19 protein-coding genes are annotated in these 16,368 nt (G+C 70.6%); 10 read left to right on the forward strand and 9 right to left on the reverse strand.

Annotated features, from left to right (window positions below; translation table 11 throughout):
* Positions 1-465 carry a nuclear transport factor 2 family protein gene (locus LW587_RS03035; protein ID WP_232628125.1) on the reverse strand — a complete coding sequence of 155 codons (465 nt, stop codon included), beginning with the start codon at positions 463-465 and terminating at the stop codon, positions 1-3.
* 195 nt (positions 466-660) lie between these two features.
* Here LW587_RS03035 and LW587_RS03040 point away from each other — a divergent pair, with 195 nt between their 5' ends.
* Positions 661-948: a putative quinol monooxygenase gene (locus tag LW587_RS03040; RefSeq protein WP_232628126.1), complete on the forward strand. Its 288-nt coding sequence runs from the start codon at positions 661-663 to the stop codon at positions 946-948.
* A gap of 21 nt (positions 949-969) precedes the next feature.
* Positions 970-1,431, forward strand: a complete 462-nt coding sequence (locus LW587_RS03045) for a MarR family winged helix-turn-helix transcriptional regulator (RefSeq protein ID WP_232628127.1) — start codon at positions 970-972, stop codon at positions 1,429-1,431.
* A gap of 16 nt (positions 1,432-1,447) precedes the next feature.
* Here the strand turns inward: LW587_RS03045 and LW587_RS03050 are convergent, their stop codons facing one another.
* Positions 1,448-2,308 (reverse strand): S49 family peptidase, encoded by an 861-nt coding sequence (locus tag LW587_RS03050; protein ID WP_232628128.1) that lies wholly within the window; start codon positions 2,306-2,308, stop codon positions 1,448-1,450.
* A 316-nt stretch (positions 2,309-2,624) separates the two neighbouring features.
* Between LW587_RS03050 and LW587_RS03055 the strand changes: the two genes are divergently transcribed.
* Complete coding sequence (locus LW587_RS03055) at positions 2,625-2,960, forward strand: hypothetical protein (protein WP_232628129.1); 336 nt, start codon at positions 2,625-2,627, stop codon at positions 2,958-2,960.
* A gap of 44 nt (positions 2,961-3,004) precedes the next feature.
* Here LW587_RS03055 and LW587_RS03060 read toward each other — a convergent pair whose 3' ends face one another.
* Both LW587_RS03060 and LW587_RS03065 read right to left on the reverse strand, forming a co-directional pair.
* A complete protein-coding gene (locus LW587_RS03060) occupies positions 3,005-3,757 on the reverse strand; it encodes a tRNA1(Val) (adenine(37)-N6)-methyltransferase (RefSeq protein ID WP_232628130.1) in 753 nt (250 codons plus the stop codon).
* Entirely contained in the window at positions 3,754-3,987 is a 234-nt protein-coding gene (locus tag LW587_RS03065) for a putative signal transducing protein (RefSeq protein WP_232628131.1), read from the reverse strand. The genes LW587_RS03060 and LW587_RS03065 overlap by 4 nt, the downstream gene beginning before the upstream one ends.
* A 322-nt stretch (positions 3,988-4,309) precedes the next feature.
* Between LW587_RS03065 and LW587_RS03070 the strand changes: the two genes are divergently transcribed.
* Positions 4,310-5,347, forward strand: a complete 1,038-nt coding sequence (locus LW587_RS03070; RefSeq protein ID WP_232628132.1) for a polyprenyl synthetase family protein — start codon at positions 4,310-4,312, stop codon at positions 5,345-5,347.
* A gap of 28 nt (positions 5,348-5,375) precedes the next feature.
* A complete protein-coding gene (locus tag LW587_RS03075) occupies positions 5,376-6,305 on the forward strand; it encodes an AEC family transporter (RefSeq protein ID WP_232628133.1) in 930 nt (309 codons plus the stop codon).
* A gap of 19 nt (positions 6,306-6,324) precedes the next feature.
* Here the strand turns inward: LW587_RS03075 and flgH are convergent, their stop codons facing one another.
* Genes flgH through flgF form a run of 4 tightly spaced genes read right to left on the reverse strand, consistent with a single transcriptional unit; the run spans position 6,325 to position 9,717 of the window.
* Positions 6,325-7,071, reverse strand: coding sequence for a flagellar basal body L-ring protein FlgH (gene flgH / locus LW587_RS03080; RefSeq protein WP_232628134.1), 747 nt, complete (start codon positions 7,069-7,071; stop codon positions 6,325-6,327).
* A 25-nt stretch (positions 7,072-7,096) separates the two neighbouring features.
* Positions 7,097-8,161, reverse strand: coding sequence for a flagellar basal body P-ring formation chaperone FlgA (gene flgA / locus LW587_RS03085; RefSeq protein WP_232628135.1), 1,065 nt, complete (start codon positions 8,159-8,161; stop codon positions 7,097-7,099).
* 11 nt (positions 8,162-8,172) lie between these two features.
* Complete coding sequence (flgG, locus tag LW587_RS03090) at positions 8,173-8,964, reverse strand: flagellar basal-body rod protein FlgG (protein ID WP_232628136.1); 792 nt, start codon at positions 8,962-8,964, stop codon at positions 8,173-8,175.
* Positions 8,965-8,976: 12 nt separating this feature from the next.
* Entirely contained in the window at positions 8,977-9,717 is a 741-nt protein-coding gene (flgF, locus tag LW587_RS03095; protein WP_232628137.1) for a flagellar basal-body rod protein FlgF, read from the reverse strand.
* A 269-nt stretch (positions 9,718-9,986) separates the two neighbouring features.
* Here flgF and fliL point away from each other — a divergent pair, with 269 nt between their 5' ends.
* The 5 genes from fliL to LW587_RS03120 all read left to right on the forward strand — a co-directional run bounded on the left by fliL (position 9,987) and on the right by LW587_RS03120 (position 15,748).
* The gene (fliL, locus tag LW587_RS03100) at positions 9,987-10,496 is read left to right on the forward strand and encodes a flagellar basal body-associated protein FliL (protein WP_232628138.1); all 510 of its coding nucleotides are present in this window, start codon (positions 9,987-9,989) and stop codon (positions 10,494-10,496) included.
* Between the two features lie 73 nt (positions 10,497-10,569).
* Positions 10,570-11,787, forward strand: coding sequence for a flagellar motor switch protein FliM (gene fliM, locus LW587_RS03105; protein WP_232628139.1), 1,218 nt, complete (start codon positions 10,570-10,572; stop codon positions 11,785-11,787).
* A 14-nt stretch (positions 11,788-11,801) separates the two neighbouring features.
* The gene (locus LW587_RS03110) at positions 11,802-12,281 is read left to right on the forward strand and encodes a DUF6468 domain-containing protein (protein WP_232628140.1); all 480 of its coding nucleotides are present in this window, start codon (positions 11,802-11,804) and stop codon (positions 12,279-12,281) included.
* A complete protein-coding gene (locus tag LW587_RS03115; protein WP_232628141.1) occupies positions 12,278-13,072 on the forward strand; it encodes a MotE family protein in 795 nt (264 codons plus the stop codon). Before LW587_RS03110 ends, LW587_RS03115 begins: the two co-directional genes overlap by 4 nt.
* Positions 13,073-13,360: 288 nt before the next feature.
* Complete coding sequence (locus LW587_RS03120; RefSeq protein ID WP_232628142.1) at positions 13,361-15,748, forward strand: EAL domain-containing protein; 2,388 nt, start codon at positions 13,361-13,363, stop codon at positions 15,746-15,748.
* A gap of 15 nt (positions 15,749-15,763) precedes the next feature.
* Here LW587_RS03120 and LW587_RS03125 read toward each other — a convergent pair whose 3' ends face one another.
* On the reverse strand, positions 15,764-16,255 hold the full coding sequence (locus LW587_RS03125; RefSeq protein ID WP_232628143.1) for a glutathione peroxidase: 492 nt from the start codon (positions 16,253-16,255) through the stop codon (positions 15,764-15,766).
* Positions 16,256-16,368 lie beyond the last annotated feature (113 nt).

Raw genomic sequence — 16,368 nt, forward strand, 5'->3', positions numbered from 1 at the left:
TCAGAGTCCGAGATCGCTCAAGGACGGATGGTCGTCGGGGCGGCGGCCGAGCGGCCAGTGGTAGGCCCGGTCGGTCGCCGCGATCGGACGGTCGTTGATCGAGGCGATCCGCAGCCGCATCAGCCCGGCCTCGTCGAACTCCCAGTTCTCGTTGCCGTAGGAGCGGAACCACTGCCCGCTGTCGTCGCGCCACTCATAGGCGAAGCGCACGGCGATCCGGTTCTCGTGGTGGGCCCAGACTTCCTTGATGAGGCGGTAATCGAGTTCGCGCGCCCATTTGCGGGTCAGGAAGGCTGCGATCTGGTCGCGCCCCTGGATGAACTCGGCCCGATTCCGCCACTGGCTGTCCGGCGTGTAGGCGAGCGCCACCCGCGCCGGATCGCGGCTGTTCCAGGCATCCTCGGCCATGCGGGCCTTCTGCGCCGCGGTCTCGGCGGTGAAGGGCGGGAGCGGTGGGCGGGACATGGCGGTACCTTTCTGTACTAATCGGTCAATCGTGTACCGATTGGTACAGGAAGTTCTCGGATGAGGCAACCCGAGCGAGGGCGCGCCGACCCTTCCGTGCTCGGCAGACTGGGTGATCGCCGACGTCCGGAGGCGGATTGCACCACAAAGTAGCATGATATATATCTTGATAACTTATTGATGGAGACGATGGCCGTGCCGCTCGCAATCTTTGCCACCATCACCCCAAAGCCCGAGCACCTGACCGACGCCCTGGCGGCGATCGAGGGCATCCTGGCCGCGACCCGGGCCGAGGCGGGCTGCCTGCGCTTCGATCTCCACCGGGGCGTCGAGACGGAGCACCTTCACCTCTACGAGGTCTGGGCTGATCGCGACGCCTTCGACCATCACCATGCCCAGCCCTACACGCGGGCGGTGTTTCGGCGTTACCAGGCGTGGCTCGCCCAACCGGTCGCGCTGACCTTCCTGCAGCCGGTGACCTGATCCGACGACGAGGGCGTGACGATGTTCTTCCTGAAGGAGCTTCCCTCGCGACAGATGATCGACGGCTATGCCGAGGCGCATGGCGTGGCGACGGAGACGATCGCCGCGGGGCTTGCCATGATGCGCCGGGCGAGCCTGATGATCCGCCGGCTCGAGGCCTTTTTCGGGGAGCACGGCTTGTCGCAGCTGCGCTTCCTGGTCCTGATCGTCATCGACCGGGAGCCCGAGCGTAACCGCCTCACCGTCGGCGAGATCACGGACCGTCTGGATGTCGCCGGCCCCGTGGTCGCCCGCACGCTGCGCGCGCTGCTCGACGAAGGGCTGATCACTCAGGCCAAGGATGACCGAGACGCCCGGATCAAGCATGTCGGCCTGACCCTCGCGGGGAAGGCGAAGCTCGTCGGGCTGCTCCCCGGCTATATGAGCCTCATCGCCGAGGAGATGGCGCGGTGTCCGGACCCGGCCGGTCCGTCCGGCCGATGATCCCGTCCGCTCCGCCCTACAGCCCGATCCGCGCCCAGGCCGCCCGCGCCTCGGCCGCCGCCCAGGTGGCGTCCGGGAGGTCGGCCAGGGTCTGGCCCGGCACGGAGCGCCGCAGCAGGCGCGCCACGAGGGAGCCGCGGGTCTCCGGCACGAGCCGCAGCTCGACCGTCTCGCCGTAACGCGCCCGGAGGGTGCCGCGCAGATCGCCCACGGCGTCGACGAGACCCAGCGGCAGCGCCTGGCGCCCGGTCCAGATCGCGCCGGTGAAGAGATTGCGTCCGGTCTCGAGACCCGGCCGGCGCGCGCGCACCAGGGTGGTGAAGAGGTCCTGTACGTCGGCCTGGATGTCCTTGAGGCGGGCGACGTCGTCCGGATTCTCCGGGCGGAAGGGATCGAGCATCGCCTTCGCCTCGCCCTGCGTGTGCACCCGGCGCTCGATGCCGATCCGCTCGATCAGCCGGTCGAAGCCGAAGCCCGCGGAAACGACGCCGATCGAGCCGACGATGGAGGCCGGGTCGGCGACGATCTCGTCGGCCGCGCAGGCGATCATGTAGCCGCCCGAGGCCGCCGCATCCTCCACGAAGGCGAAGACCTTGACGCCCTTCTCCTCGGCCAGCGCCCGGATCCGCCGATAGATCAGGTGCGACTGCACCGGCGATCCGCCCGGCGAATTGACGATCAGCGCCACCGCCGCGAGATCCGGCATGGCGAAGGCCCGTTCCAGGCTCGGCGCCACGGAGCCGATCGAGAGACCTGGGCGGATCGGCGAAACCGCGCCGATCACGCCGCTGAGCCGCACCACCGCCACGAGGGGGGCCCGCTCGCGGAACCGACGGGGGAGAACGGCGCGGATCCAGTTGGGCAGGCGAAACGGCATGGCGGTTCCCGGCGATGGCCCGGCCCGGTGACCGGACGCGGTGGGGGTTTTCGCTTAGCAGGCCGCCCGACCCCGATCCACGCGCCCGCTCATCCGAACCGAATCTGTTCACAAAGCCGAAAGTGGAGAACCAAGCCCAGCCGGGCGACGTTCCATTGCGCCGTGTCGCGGGTCCGAGAGCCCGGCATGGCCGGACCGCGCTCCGTCCGCGCGGCTCCGCACCTGAACGTGCCTCGCGAAACACCGGTCGGACGCAGCGATGACCGGCGGGCGCTTCGTCGGAGGCGACGGACGGAACGGAAGGAATCGTTTCGCGATGCGTGTCCTACGTTTGTTCATCCTGGCGCTGGCGATGATCGGCGGCCTCGCCGGCCTGAATGCCACCGCTCGAGCCGCCCCGCTGCCGGTGGCACCGATGGCGGGCCAGACCGCCGAGGCGCCGCTCGTCGCCAAGGCGTACTGGTATGGCTACCGCCGCCATTACTGGCGCCCGCGCTACTACCACCGCCCGGTCTATTACCGTCGCCCCTACTGGCGCCCGCGTTACATCTATCGCCGCCCGTACTGGCGGCCCCGGCCCTACTACGGCCGCCATTACTGGCGTCCGCGCCCTTATTGGCACCGTCGCCATTACTATCGCCGCTTCTACTGACGCCGTAGCAAGGAGGGGAGGGGCGCCTCAACGGGTGCCCCTTCTCACGACGGACCCCCGCCGCGATGCAGGGCCTCCGCCTCCGGCGTGAAGCGCCCCGAGCCGTCCTGAAGCACGAGGGGCGGCAGCAGACGGAACGGGGCACGGCTCCCCTTCACCGCGGTGATCAGGACCCGAATCGCCGGACGCTCGGCGCGCGCATGGACCGGGCGCACGGCACAATCACCGAAACGCCCGCGCAGGGCGGCGAGGCAGGCCGGCAGGGCCTCGGCCCGATGGATCAGGCCGAGGCGCCCGCCGGGACGGGCGAGATCGGCGCAGGCGCGCAGCCAGAGATCGAGCCCCCCGGTTTCGAAAGCGTGCGCGGCGGCCTTGCTGGGATTCGGCGAGGGACGGTGCCCGCCCCCCTCGAAGAAGGGCGGGTTCGTGAGCACGAGATCGGCCTGATCGGCGGCGAGCCCGGCCGCGCGGCGCTCCGCCCCGGCGGCGAGCAGGTCGGCCTCGACGATGCCGACACGTCGCTCGAAGCCGTTGGCGGCGGCGTTCTCTCGGGCGAGCGCGGCCATGATGGGATCGCGCTCCACCAGCACCACCCGGCAGGCGGGATGGAGATGCGCCACGGCGAGACCGACCGCGCCGGTCGCCGCGCCCAGATCGTAGACCATTGCCCCCGGGTCCGGCGTCAGGACCCGGGCGAGCAGCACCGCGTCGGTGCCGGCGCGGTGGGCGCCGCGAGGCGGCTGACGCAGATGCAGAGCGCCCCCGAGGAACCCGTCGGCGGCGATCCCCTCCGTCATCCCCGCGCGGAATCGCGGAGTTCGGCGGCGAGCCCGGCATCGGTGAGGATGCGGCGGGCCTGGTTCGCGTGATCGTCGGGCACGAGGAGACGGCGGGGAAAGGCCCCGATCGAGCCTTCCATCAGGCTCATATGCTCGTCGGCGACCATTAGAGGGATCTGGGCCCCCTCCAGGAGCGAGCGCACAAAGCCGATCAAGACGATGTCGTTGCTGCGGATCAGTTCGGTCACGGCGCCCTTCCCGGTCGCGAGGCAGCGTCCGGCTTCCCTAAACGATCCGCAAGATCATTCGCAAGGAAAGGGGAGGGCCAAGAAAAGCGCAGGGCAAGAAAAGCGTAAGCCAACAGATGCGGAAGGCCAAGAGATGCGGAAGGCCCGAGAACCCGGCAGGTCGGGACGGAGCCGGCAGCGATTCCCATGGGGCAGAGCCCCCGAGGCCGACCCCCATGCGGCGCGGGCGCGTGTTGCGGTGCGGGCTGCCCCGTGCGACACGGGGCGCCTTAGGGTGAGAGTGGCCGGCGCCGCGCTGGCTCGCGTTCCGGAGGCATCGCGCTTGGGCGTCGTCGTTCCGTTCGAAGAAGGCCGCACCGATCCGGAGGCGAGCCTCGACGACCTCGTCGGCCTCGTCGCAGGCGGCATGGAGCGGGTGAACGCCACTATCCTGTCGCGCACCGGCTCCGACGTGGCGATGATCCCGGAGGTCGCCAACCACCTGATCGCCTCCGGCGGCAAGCGTCTGCGCCCGATCCTGACGCTCGCCTGCGCCGACCTGGCCGGCTACGGCCTCGGACAGGAAGGTGCCGCCGACGGCGCCGTGAAGCTCGCCGCCGCGGTCGAGTTCATGCACACGGCGACCCTCCTGCACGACGACGTGGTGGACGAGAGCGATATGCGCCGCGGGCGCGTCGCCGCCCGCATCAAGTGGGGCAACGAGGCGAGCGTGCTCGTCGGCGATTTCCTGCTCGGACAGGCCTTCCGGATGATGGTCGAAGTCGGGTCGCTCCGCGCCCTCGACATCCTGTCCTGCGCGGCCACCGTGATCGCCGAGGGCGAGGTGATGCAGCTCACCGCCGCCAAGAACACCGAGACCTCGGAAGACGAGTATCTCGCGGTGATCCGCGGCAAGACGGCGGAGCTGTTCGCGGCGGCCTGCGAGGTCGGCCCGGTGCTCGCCGAGCGGCCCCGGCCGGAGCAGGCGGCGTGCCGCTCCTACGGGATGAATCTCGGCATCGCCTTCCAGCTCATCGACGACGTGCTCGATTACGGCGGCACCAGCGCGGCGCTCGGCAAGAATGTCGGCGACGATTTCCGCGAGGGCAAGATCACCCTGCCGATCGTGCTGGCCTTCCGCCGCGGCACGGACGAGGAGCGGGCCTTCTGGCGCCGCACGCTCGAGCGCGAGGACCTCGACGAGGGCGACCTCGAACAGGCGCTGGCGATCCTGCGCCGGCACCGCGCCCTGGACGACACGATCGAGCGCGCCCGCCATTACGGCGCGATGGCCCGCGACGCCTTGGCCCTGTTCCCGAACGGGCCGATGAAGTCGGCCCTGCTCCAGGCGGTCGACTTCTGCATCGCCCGGGCCCACTGAGGCCGCGCGGCGACCGGAGCCCGCGGCGGTGACCGGTCCGGTCGTCCTGGCCCTCCTGCCGATCGTCCTGCTGATCGCGCTGGGCGCGGTACTGCGCCGCCGCCGGTTCCTCGCCGAGGCCTTCTGGCCCCAGGCCGAGCGCCTCGCCTATTTCGTCCTGCTGCCGTGCCTGTTCTTCCACGGGCTGGCGACCGCCCGGCTCGAGGCGCTGCCCGTCGCCGACCTCGCTTCGACGCTGATCCTCGCGACGGTGGCGATCGCGGCCCTGGTCGTCGCCCTGCGCCCGCGGATGCGGCTCGACGGGCCCGCCTTCACCTCGGTGTTTCAGGGCAGCGTGCGCTTCAACAACTATGTCGGCGTGACCCTGGCGGCGGGGCTCTATGGCGCGAGCGGCATCGCGCTGGCCGCCGTCTGCAACGCCGCCATCGTGCCGACCGTCAACATCCTGTGCGTGGCGGTGTTCGCCCGGCATGGGTCGGCCCAACTCACCGGACGCGGCATCGCCCGGCAGCTCGCCACCAACCCGCTCCTCATCTCTTCTCTGGCCGGGATCGCCTCTCGGATGCTGGGGCTCGGCCTGCCGCCGGGGTTCGAGCCGGCATTACGGACGCTGGGGGCCGCCGCGCTGCCGCTCGGCCTCCTCTGCATCGGCGCGGCCCTCGAGTTCGGCGCGGCGCGGGCGTGGCTGCGCCCGATCGCGACGGCCTCCGTGGTGAAGTTCCTGCTGATGCCGCTGGCCACGCTCCTCGTCGCCTTGCCGATGGGGCTGACGGGACAGGCCCTGACGGTGGCCCTCGTCTTCCAGGTCCTGCCGACGGCCTCGACGGCCTATATCCTGGCGCGCCAGCTCGGCGGCGACGCGCCCCTGATGGCCGGCATCATCGCGGCCCAGACCGTCCTGGCGCTGGCGGCGATCCCCCTGGTGCTCGCCGGGCTCTCCACCGTCGTGACGCTCTGAGACGCCGCCGCGCCGATCGTCAGAACGGCAGCAGGATGTCGACGATCTGCTGGCCGTAGCGGGGCTGCTGCACGTCGGTGATCTGGCCGCGCCCGCCATAGGCGATGCGGGCCTGGGCGATCTTGGACGATTCGATCGTGTTGTCGGATTCGATGTCCTCCGGCCGCACCACGCCGGCGACGATCAGCTCGCGCACCTCGAAGTTGATGCGGATCTCCTGCTTGCCCTCGACCACGAGATTGCCGTTGGGCAGGACCTGGGTGACCACCGCGGCGACGTTGGTCGTCACCGTCTCGGCGCGCTGGACCGAGCCGGCGCCGGCGCTCGACGAGGTCGAGGAGCCGGTCACGAGCTTGTCCGGGGTGATGCCGGCGGCGGCGACCGCCGCGCTGTTCTCCAGGCCGAAAGCGTTCGGCAGCCCGAGGCCTTCGGCGTTCGAGCGCGAGCGCTTCGTCTCGTTGTTGAGGTTGGCCCGATCGGTGACGTTGACCTTCACGGTCAGGAGGTCGCCGATCCGGGCGGCGCGCTGGTCCTTGAAGAAGGCGCGCGAGCCCGTGCGCCACAGGGAGTTCGGCGCGTAGGAGACGGGCTGGATGTCGGGCATCGCCATCCGCACCGGCTTGTAGCCCGGCTGGCTGGTCGGATCCTCGATCGCCGAGAGCGCGGGCGTCGCGCCGACCTGCGAGAGGCGATCGACGGTGTTGCAGGCGGCCAGGGGCGCGATCGCGACGGCGGCGAGGGCGAGGCGGTGCAGGCGAGCGGTCATCGGGCGGGTCCGCGAGCGACGGGGATCAGTTGAGGGGCTGCGCCACGTCGGCGCTGGCCTGACGGACGGGCTGGGGGGCGGGGCCGACGGAGACGCGGCCGGGGCCGACGACGACGGCCTGGAGCACCTTCTTGGAGGCGGTGTTCGTGACCGTGACGCTGGCGCCGAGGCGGCCGCTCTCGTTGGCGGTGCCGCGGATGGCGAGGGACACGCCCGCCGTCTCGAACACGATGGTCACGCCGTCGCCGCGGGCGACGAGATCCGGCGGCGCCACGTCGCCGGAGCGCAGGACCGCGCCGGCGCCGACCGGGCGCTGGGCCACCTGGCCCACCACGAGGGACGGCGTGCCGAGCGCGTCGGCCGCCACGGCCTCGCGGGGGCGGCGCTCGACGGTGAGGTCGGTCGCGGTCACGGCCTCGCCGCGGGACAGGCTGCGGGTCAGCACCGCGACCTCGCGGGTCTCGATGGCGACGCCCGAGACCCGCAGGGAGGCCTGCCGCTCGCCGAGCACGACGAGGCCGGCGACCCGCCGGGTGCGAGGATCGTAGGTCACGTCCACCGCCGCGGCCGGGCCGTCGAGGTCGAGGGGGGCGAGCAGCAGGGTCTCGCCGTCGAGGCGGACGGTGTGGGCCTTCGGGTCGAGCCCGTAGGCGGTCTCCAGCGTCCGCTTCAGGGCCGCCTCGATCTCCGGCGGCCCGACCCGCCGGGCGGCGCGCTGCACGCTCACCTGCACCCGGCCGCCGGTCTCGATGCCGCCGAGTCCGAGGGCGAAGGCCGCGTCGAGGATACGTCGGGTCTGGATCGTCCCGACGGCGCCGAGGCCGGGCGCGCGGAACACCGGCCGGGCGGCGAGTTCGGCGGGCGCCCCCTCGACGAGATCGCCGAGGTTCAGGGTGTCGCCCCGCGCCGTCACGTCGCCGCGCAGGCGCAGGACGCTCGCGGGCGCCGTCTCGGCCGCCATGAGCGGGGCGGCGAACAGGGCGAGCATGATGAAGGCGACGCAGGTCAGCACCGCCCGGCCGAGGGCCCCGCGCGAGGGCGGGACCACGGCGAGGCGGACGGGGCGTCGGATCGGCCGAAGGTCGTGCATCACGCGAGTCCTCAGCCCCGGAACATCTGCGAGGTGGTGGAGAGCATCTGGTCGGCGGCGGTCACGACCTTCGAGTTCATCTCGTAGGCGCGCTGGGCCGCGATCAGCGACGAGATCTCCGTCACCGCGTTGACGTTGGCCTCTTCGAGGTAGCTCTGCTGCAGGTTGCCGAAGCCCTCCGAGCCCGGCAGGCCGGTGACGGCCGCCCCCGAGGCCGCGGTCTCGACGAACAGGTTGTCGCCGATCGATTCGAGGCCGACCTTGTTGACGAAGCGGGCCATCTGGAACTGGCCGAGCGCCTGCGGCGCCGTCTGTCCGGGGATCGTCGCCTGAACTGCGCCGGTCGCCCCGATCGTCACCGAGGTCGCCGTGTTCGGGACCGTGATGCCGGGATCGAGCAGGTAGCCGTCCCGGGTCACCATCTGACCCTGCGCGTCGAGGTCGAACGAGCCGTCGCGGGTATAGGCGGTCCGCCCATCGGGCATGCGCACGCGGAAGAAGCCCTCGCCGCGGATGGCGACGTCGTAGTCCTTCTCCGTCATCGTCATCGTCCCCTGCGACATGACGCGCGCCGTCGAGACCGTCTTCACGCCCGAGCCGAGGGCCAGGCCGGCGGGCAGCACGGTGTTCTGGTCCGAGGTCGAGGAGCCGGAGCGGCGCAGGTTCTGGTAGAGCAGATCCTGGAAATGGGCCTGCTGGCGCTTGTAGCCGGTGGTGCGCAGGTTCGCGATGTTGTTCGAGATGACCTGGACGTTGAGTTCCTGGGCCGCCATGCCGGTGGCGGCGGCGTAGAGGGCGCGCATCGAAGCCTCTCCTTATGCGACATCGGCGAGACGGCGGATCGCCGTCCCGCGCAGGTCGTCGAGACGCGAGACGATGCTCGACACCATGGTGTAGGTGCGGTTCACGTCCATCAGCCGGGTCATCTCGACGACCGGCTTGACGTTGGAGCGCTCGAGGGCGCCGGATTCCAGCCGTCCCTCCGGGCCGGCGGGGCGGGGCGCCGCCTCCGCGGAGAACAGGTTGCCGCCCTCGCTCTTGAGCGCCTTCGGATCGGCGAAGCTGACGAGGCGGACGCGGCCGCGCACGCCGAGATTGGTCGAGACCGTGCCGTCGGGGGCGATGGTCAGGCCCGTCTCCTGCTGGCCGATGGTGATCGAGCCGCCATCGCCCTGTACGGCGTAACCGTCGGAGGTGACGAGGTTGCCCTGCGGGTCGAGCTCGAAGGCGCCGTTGCGGGTGTAGCGGGCCCCCTGCGGGGTCTGCACGGTCAGGAAGGCCTCGCCCCGCACCGCGACGTGCATCGGGTTGCCGTCGGGCTCGATCGGGCCCTGGGAGAGGTCGAGGGGCGTGCCCTGGTCGATGACGTAGGAGACACGGCGGTCCTGGCGCTGGAAGCTGTCCGCGGAGGCCACCGGCATCAGGTATTCCTGGAAGCGGGCCGAGCGGGCCTTGAAGCCGGTCGTCGAGACGTTGGCCATGTTGTTGGCGATGACGTCGAGCTCGCGGGCGAGGGCGGTCTGGGCGGAGACCCCGACGAAGAGCGCGTTCTGCATGGATGGACCCTCGGGCGGCGACGGAACTTGGCCTATCCTCCGCAGGCCCCGTGCCAATCCTCGTTTTTGTGTTTTTCACATATATATCAATGTGTTGATGGATGTGTTCGGCCTGGTCGCGGTCGTACCGCCCGAGCCCGGCGGCAAGTCCGACCCGGCAATTCCTGCCGCCTTAATCGCGCGTTAACCACGCCGGACGAGAACGGGATGACGCAGACCCGCGCCTGTGCGTGGACCCGCCGCCTCCCTCTCGCCGTCACGAGCAGCACATGGCCAAGAAGCCGAAGAAGGCGCCCGAGACGGACGGCGAAGCCGGCGAGGCGGAAGCCCCGAAGTCCAAGAAGAAGCTCATCATCATCGTGGCCGCGGCCGTGCTGCTGATCGGTGGCGGGGGCGGCTACGTCTTCATGAAGAAGAAGGCCGCCCATGCGGACGGCGAGCACGGGGCGAAGGTCGAGGCCAAGGCGACCGCCGTCTTCGTCGATGTCCGCGACATGCTGGTGAACCTCAGCGCCGATCCCGGCCAGACCAAGGTGAACACGCTCAAGCTGCGCATCGCGCTGGAATTGAAGGACGCCAAGGTCGAGGCCGAGGTGAAGCCGCTGATGCCGCGGGTCGAGGACGCCTTCCAGACCTACCTGCGCGAGATCCGCGCCAGCGACCTCGCCGGCTCGGCCGGGCTCTACCGCCTGCGCGAGGAACTGCTGCGCCGGGTCAACATCGCGATCCATCCGGCGCGGGCGGAGGCGGTTCTGTTCAAGGACGTCATCGTCAACTGACCGTTTCGCCTCTCCGCGCGCCCCGCCCGACCCCACCCTCCTTCCCCCCGAGCCTCTTCAGCCCGAGAGCCGCATGACCGGACCCGAAGACGATCTCGACGACGATTGGGCAGCCGCCTTCGCCGAGCAGGGTGCCGAAGGGGGCGGCGACGCCTCGCTCGCCGAGGAATGGGGCGCCGCCCTCGCCGAGCAGGGCACGACGAAGAGCGCGAGCGACGTCGCGGCCGAATGGGCGACGATGATCGAGGACGGGGAGACCGAGAATCTCCCCGAGCTCGCCGGCAACGATCGCATCCTGAACCAGGAAGAGATCGACGGCGTTCTGGGCTTCTCGTTGCGCGAACTCTCCGCCTCCGGCGCGGGGGGCGTGCGCGCCATCGTCGATTCGGGCGTCGTTCAGTACGAACGTCTGCCGATGCTGGAGATCGTCTTCGACCGGATGATCCGGTTGCTGTCGACGTCTCTGCGCAACTTCTTCCAGGACAACGTCGAGGTCACGCTCGACAACATCACCTCGGTCCGCTTCGGCGACTACCTCAACGCGATCCCGCTGCCGACGCTCCTCGGCGTGTTCAAGGCGGATCTCTGGGAAGGCTCGGGCCTCGTCACCGTCGAGCAGACGCTGGCCTACTCGACGATGGACCTCCTGCTCGGGGGCAAGCGCGGCGGCACCTCGAGCCGTCTCGACGGGCGACCCTTCACGACGATCGAGATGAACCTCGTGCGCCGTCTCGTCGAGATCATCCTGGCCGACCTCGAGATGTCGTTCCAGCCGCTCTCGCCGGTGCGCTTCGGCATCGATCGGATCGAGACCAATCCGCGCTTCGCCACGATCACCCGGCCCGGCAACGCCGCCATCCTGATCACGCTCAAGCTCGACATGGACGGGCGCGGCGGCGGGATGCAGATCCTGTTTCCCTACGCGACCGTCGAGCCCATCCGCGATCTGCTCATGCAGAGCTTCATGGGTGAGCGGCTCGGGCGCGATCAGGTCTGGGAGAGCCATCTCGCCACCGAGATCTGGCAGGCCGATCTGGAGATGGAGGCGGTGCTCCACGAGGTGACGCTGCCCCTGAAGCGCGTGCTGAACCTCAAGGTCGGCGACACGCTGATGTTCGACCGCAAGCCCACGGACCTGATCACGGTCCGGTGCGGCGACTGGGCGCTGACCCAGGGCCGCATCGGCCGGATCGACGACGCCATCGCGGTCCAGATCGCCCGGCCGCTGCGGCAGTCCCGCACCACGCTCCAGGCCTACGAGGCCTCGATGCAGAACCGCAACGACGGGTAGGGCGACCGACCTCCATGACCGTGTTCGTCTCCCTCGCCGCCGATGCCCTCGTCGCCATCCTGCTGCTGGCCACCATCGCCTCCTCGATCCGATTGTCGCGGCGCATCGCCCGACTCAAGGCCGACGAGTCCGCCCTGCGCACGACGATCGGTGATCTCGTGGTGGCGAGCGCCACCGCGGAGCGGGCCATCGCCGGCCTGCGCGCCACCCTCGACGAATGCGACCGGACGCTGACCGATCGGCTCGGCCACGCCGAGCGGGCCTCCGCCGAACTCTCCGCCCATGTCGAGGCGGGCGAGAGCGTCGTCACCCGCATCGCCGCCATCGTCGGTCAGGCCCGTGCGGCCGCCCCGGCCCCGCGCCCCGTTCCCGTGCCCGTCGCCGCCGCGGCGCCCGCCATCGCAGGGAACGGCGAGCGGGTCGGCGCCGCGCTGGCCGCCGCTCAGGCCCTGTCCGAGCGCGCCCTCGACCGTCTCCGGGCCAGGGCCGCATGACCCTTCCGGCGCGCCGCCTCGCACGACTCGCGAGCCTGCCGGCACGCCCCTTCCGGCTGCGCCTGATCGACGCCGTGATTCTGGCGGCGATCGGGCTTCTGGTGCTGAAGCTGACCGCCCTCATGGCGGGGGCCGCCGAGACCCGGCCGGGCGCACCTTTGCCCGAGTTCGCCCGCGTGTTGGCCAAGGCGCGCTCGGGTTACGAACCGGCCGATCCGAGCACGACGGGCTCGGTCTCGCCCCCCGAGAAGAAGGCGGAGCCGGCCCCGCCGCCGGTCTACCAGCCGCCGGTGGCCGATCCGGTCTCCCCGACCGAGCGGGCGCTGCTGGAAAAGCTCTCCGCCCGCCGCGACGCGCTGAAGCAGCGCCAGGACACCCTCGACCTGCGCGAGCAGATGCTCAAGGACGCCGAGCGCAAGCTCGAATCGGGCGTGTCCGACCTGCGGGAGGCCGAGGAGCGGGCGGATTCCGGCGGCGCGAAACGCGGCGAGGCCGAGCGGGCCGGGTTGAAGAGCCTCGTGACGATGTACGAGACGATGAAGCCCAAGGACGCCGCCCGGGTGTTCGACCGGCTCAACCTCGAGACCCTCGTGCCGATCGTGGTGGCCATGAACCCGCGCAAGATGGCCGAGGTGCTGGCCGTCATGGGGGCGGAGCCCGCCGAGAAGCTCACCGTGGCGCTGGCCAACCGTGCCCGCGGCCTCGACGCCCCGCAAGCCGCCGCCGCCGCGCCGATCCTGCCCCCGGGCGAGTTGCCGGCGATTGATCCGGGGCTGCGCTCGGGCCGGTAGGGCGGCGTCCGGCAGCGGAGCCAGACCTGTTCCTCGGATGTCCCGCCGCCACGGCTTCTCTCCGAGTGCCGACGTCCACCGTCCGGGCCGAGGCTCGGCCTTGCCGCGCAGCCCGTCGGGAAGCGGCCAGACCCGCCGGCGCCCATCCCGTCACGGGCGAGCAAGAACGCCGGGTGCGGCATTTGGATCGCCCTCAGATCCACAGCTCGATTGCCCGCCATTAAGTTGCCCTGAAGAAAAGATGCCGCACGACGAAAGCCGTTCGCTCCCCCGCGAGGCTCTTTCCTCATGCTCAGCGTCGTCGGTTGCCTCATCGATACACACGATGTTCGGCTCGTTGTGCTGGCCGCGAGCGTCTGTACGCTTTCGGCCCTGACAACGGTCTGCATAGTCAGTCATGCACGCCGTGCGAGCGTCTGGCTGCAGGGTGGGTGGCTTGCGGTTGCGGCGTTCGCGGGCGGCTCCGGCATCTGGGCGACCCACTTCATCGCGATGCTGGCCTTCGCGCCCGGCGTGCCCGGGGGCTACGACGTCGCGCTCACCATTCTCTCCCTCGTCATCGCCATCCTGTTCGTCGGCAGCGGCGTGTCCCTGTCCATCCTCGTGGGCGGGAACCGCGCGAGTTGGGCGGGCGGAGCGGTCCTGGGTCTCGGCATCGCGGCGATGCACTATACCGGGATGGCCGCCTACGACGTCGCCGGCCACAAGGCCTGGGAGCCGGCCACCGTCGCGCTCTCGCTGGCGCTCGGGGCCGTTCTCGGCGGAGCTGCCCTGGCGGTCCGGTTCGAGGGCAGCGGCCTCAAGCGGCAGATCCCGGCCGCCATCCTCTTGGTGCTTGCCATCTGCAGCCACCACTTCACCGCCATGGGGGCGGTGACGGTGACGCCGGACCCGACCGTGCAGGTCTCCGAGGCCGCCGTCTCGAACACCTGGCTCGCCATGGCCGTCGCGCTGGCGAGCTTCGCGATTCTCCTTCTCGCGGCGGCCGCCCTCGCCCTCGACATCCGCGACCGGCGACAGGCCTCCCTCGAGGACGACCGCCTCCGCAGCCTCGCCAACGCCGCCGTCGAGGGGCTGGTCGTCTGCACCGGCGAGACCATCGTCACCGCCAACAACAGCTTCGCCCGGCTGGTCGGACTGCCCCAGGAGGCGCTCGCCGGTGCGTCCCTCTGGACCTTCCTGCCCGACGAAGGGGGCCGGCGCGCCATCTTCGGGCGGCCCGAGCGGCCCGTCGAGGCGGATCTGCGCCAGGCGGGTGGGGGCGTGATCCCGGTCGAGGTCATCGTGCAGCCGGTCCGGCATGCGGGACGTCCCCAATACGCCATCGCCGTGCGCGACCTGCGAGCGCGCCGCCAGGCCGAGCGCCAGATCCACTTCCTCGCTCATCATGATCCCCTGACCGGCCTCGCCAACCGGGCGAGCTTCGCCAAGAGGCTCGATCAGGAGATGCGGGCCGCCGAGGCGGGTCACCGGAAGCTCGCGGTGCTCTGCCTCGATCTCGACCGCTTCAAGGAAGTGAACGACCTGTTCGGGCACGCGGCCGGAGACGCCATGCTGGAGAGCGTCGCCCGCATCGTCTCGGGTGAACTCGCCGACCACCAGATGATGGCGCGGCTCGGCGGCGACGAGTTCGCCGTCCTGACGCTCTGCGAAGGCCCCTCGGAGGCGGGCCGCCTCGCCGAGCGGATCCTGGACGCCCTGCGCCGAGGCAGCACCGACGAGGGTGGCCCGCAGATCGCGACCAGCATCGGCATCGCCCTCTACCCGGACGACGGCCACGATCGGGCCTCGCTCCTGAACGACGCCGACACGGCGCTCTACCGGGCCAAGGCCGAGGGGCGCGGCACCTATCGGTTTTTCGAGGCGAAGATGGGCGCGGAGGTGCGCGAGCGCCGCTCCCTCGAATACGACCTGCGCCACGCCGTCGCCCGGGGCGAAATGGGACTGGTCTACCAGCCCCAGACGCAGGTCGGCACCGGCGCGGTGATGGGGTTCGAAGCGCTGCTGCGCTGGAAGCACCCCGAGCGCGGCGCCATCTCGCCGGCGGTGTTCGTCCCCGTCGCCGAGGAGAGCGACATCATCATCCAGATCGGCGAATGGGTGCTGCGCGAAGCCTGCCGCGAGGCGGCGAGCTGGTCACGGCCCCTCTCCATCGCGGTCAACGTCTCGGCGGTGCAGATCCACAGCCCGCACTTGGTCGGCCTCGTGCACGAGGTCCTGCTCCAGACCGGCCTCACCCCGAGCCGCCTGGAGATCGAGGTGACCGAGACCGCCCTGGTCCGCGACCCGAACCGGGCCTTGCTGACCCTGCGCCAGCTCAAGGCCCTCGGCCTGCGCATCGCCATGGACGATTTCGGCACGGGATACTCGTCGCTCTCGAACCTGCGCTCGTTCCCCTTCGACAAGATCAAGATCGACGGCTCGTTCGTGCGGGCGGTCGACAGCAACGAGCAGACCGCGGCGATCGTCCGGTCGGTGCTGGGCCTGGGCCGCGGCCTCGGGCTGCCGGTCCTGGCCGAGGGGGTCGAGACGGAGGCGGAGCTGCGCTTCCTCGCCGCCGAGCGGTGCGACGCCGCGCAGGGCTACCTAATGGGTCGGCCCGCGCCGATCCGGCAATTCGCCCAATACACGCACGGCACGGTGCCCCTCGACGACCGGGAGCGCGAGCGGGCGTGAGGCGGGATGGGGCCGTCAGACGGCCTCGTCGAGGGCCCGTTCGATCGCCCCTTCCAGCGCCGCCGGCTTCTTCGAGGGCGCGAAACGGCCGATCACGCGCCCATCGCGGCCGATCAGGAACTTGGTGAAGTTCCACTTGATGCGCTGCGTGCCGAACAGGCCGGGCTTCGCCCGCTTGAGATCGACGAAGAGGGGATCGGCCCCCGCGCCATTGACCTCCACCTTGGCCAGGACCGGAAACGTCACGTCGTAGGTGAGCGAGCAGAACCGCTCGATCGCGTCGGCATCGCCCGGTTCCTGGGCGCCGAACTGGTTGCACGGCAGCCCGAGCACGACGAAACCGCGGCTGCGATAGCGGCGCCAGAGGGTCTCAAGACCCTGATATTGTGGCGTAAATCCGCATTTCGAGGCCGTGTTGACGATGAGCAGAACCTTGCCGCGATACTGCGACAGGGGATGCAACCGTCCGCGCGCGTCCTGCGGGGCGTGGTCCAGGATGACGCTCATGCCGCCACCGTCTCCGCGTTCCTGATGGTCCCAACCGAACCCGGGAGGTATGTGCCGGAAATCATGGAACGATTCTAGGCTTCGCCGTAATCGTCCCGAGGAGATTGCATCAA

The sequence above is a fragment of the Methylobacterium sp. Leaf118 genome (assembly GCF_920984675.1).
In the GTDB taxonomy this organism is placed as follows: domain Bacteria; phylum Pseudomonadota; class Alphaproteobacteria; order Rhizobiales; family Beijerinckiaceae; genus Methylobacterium.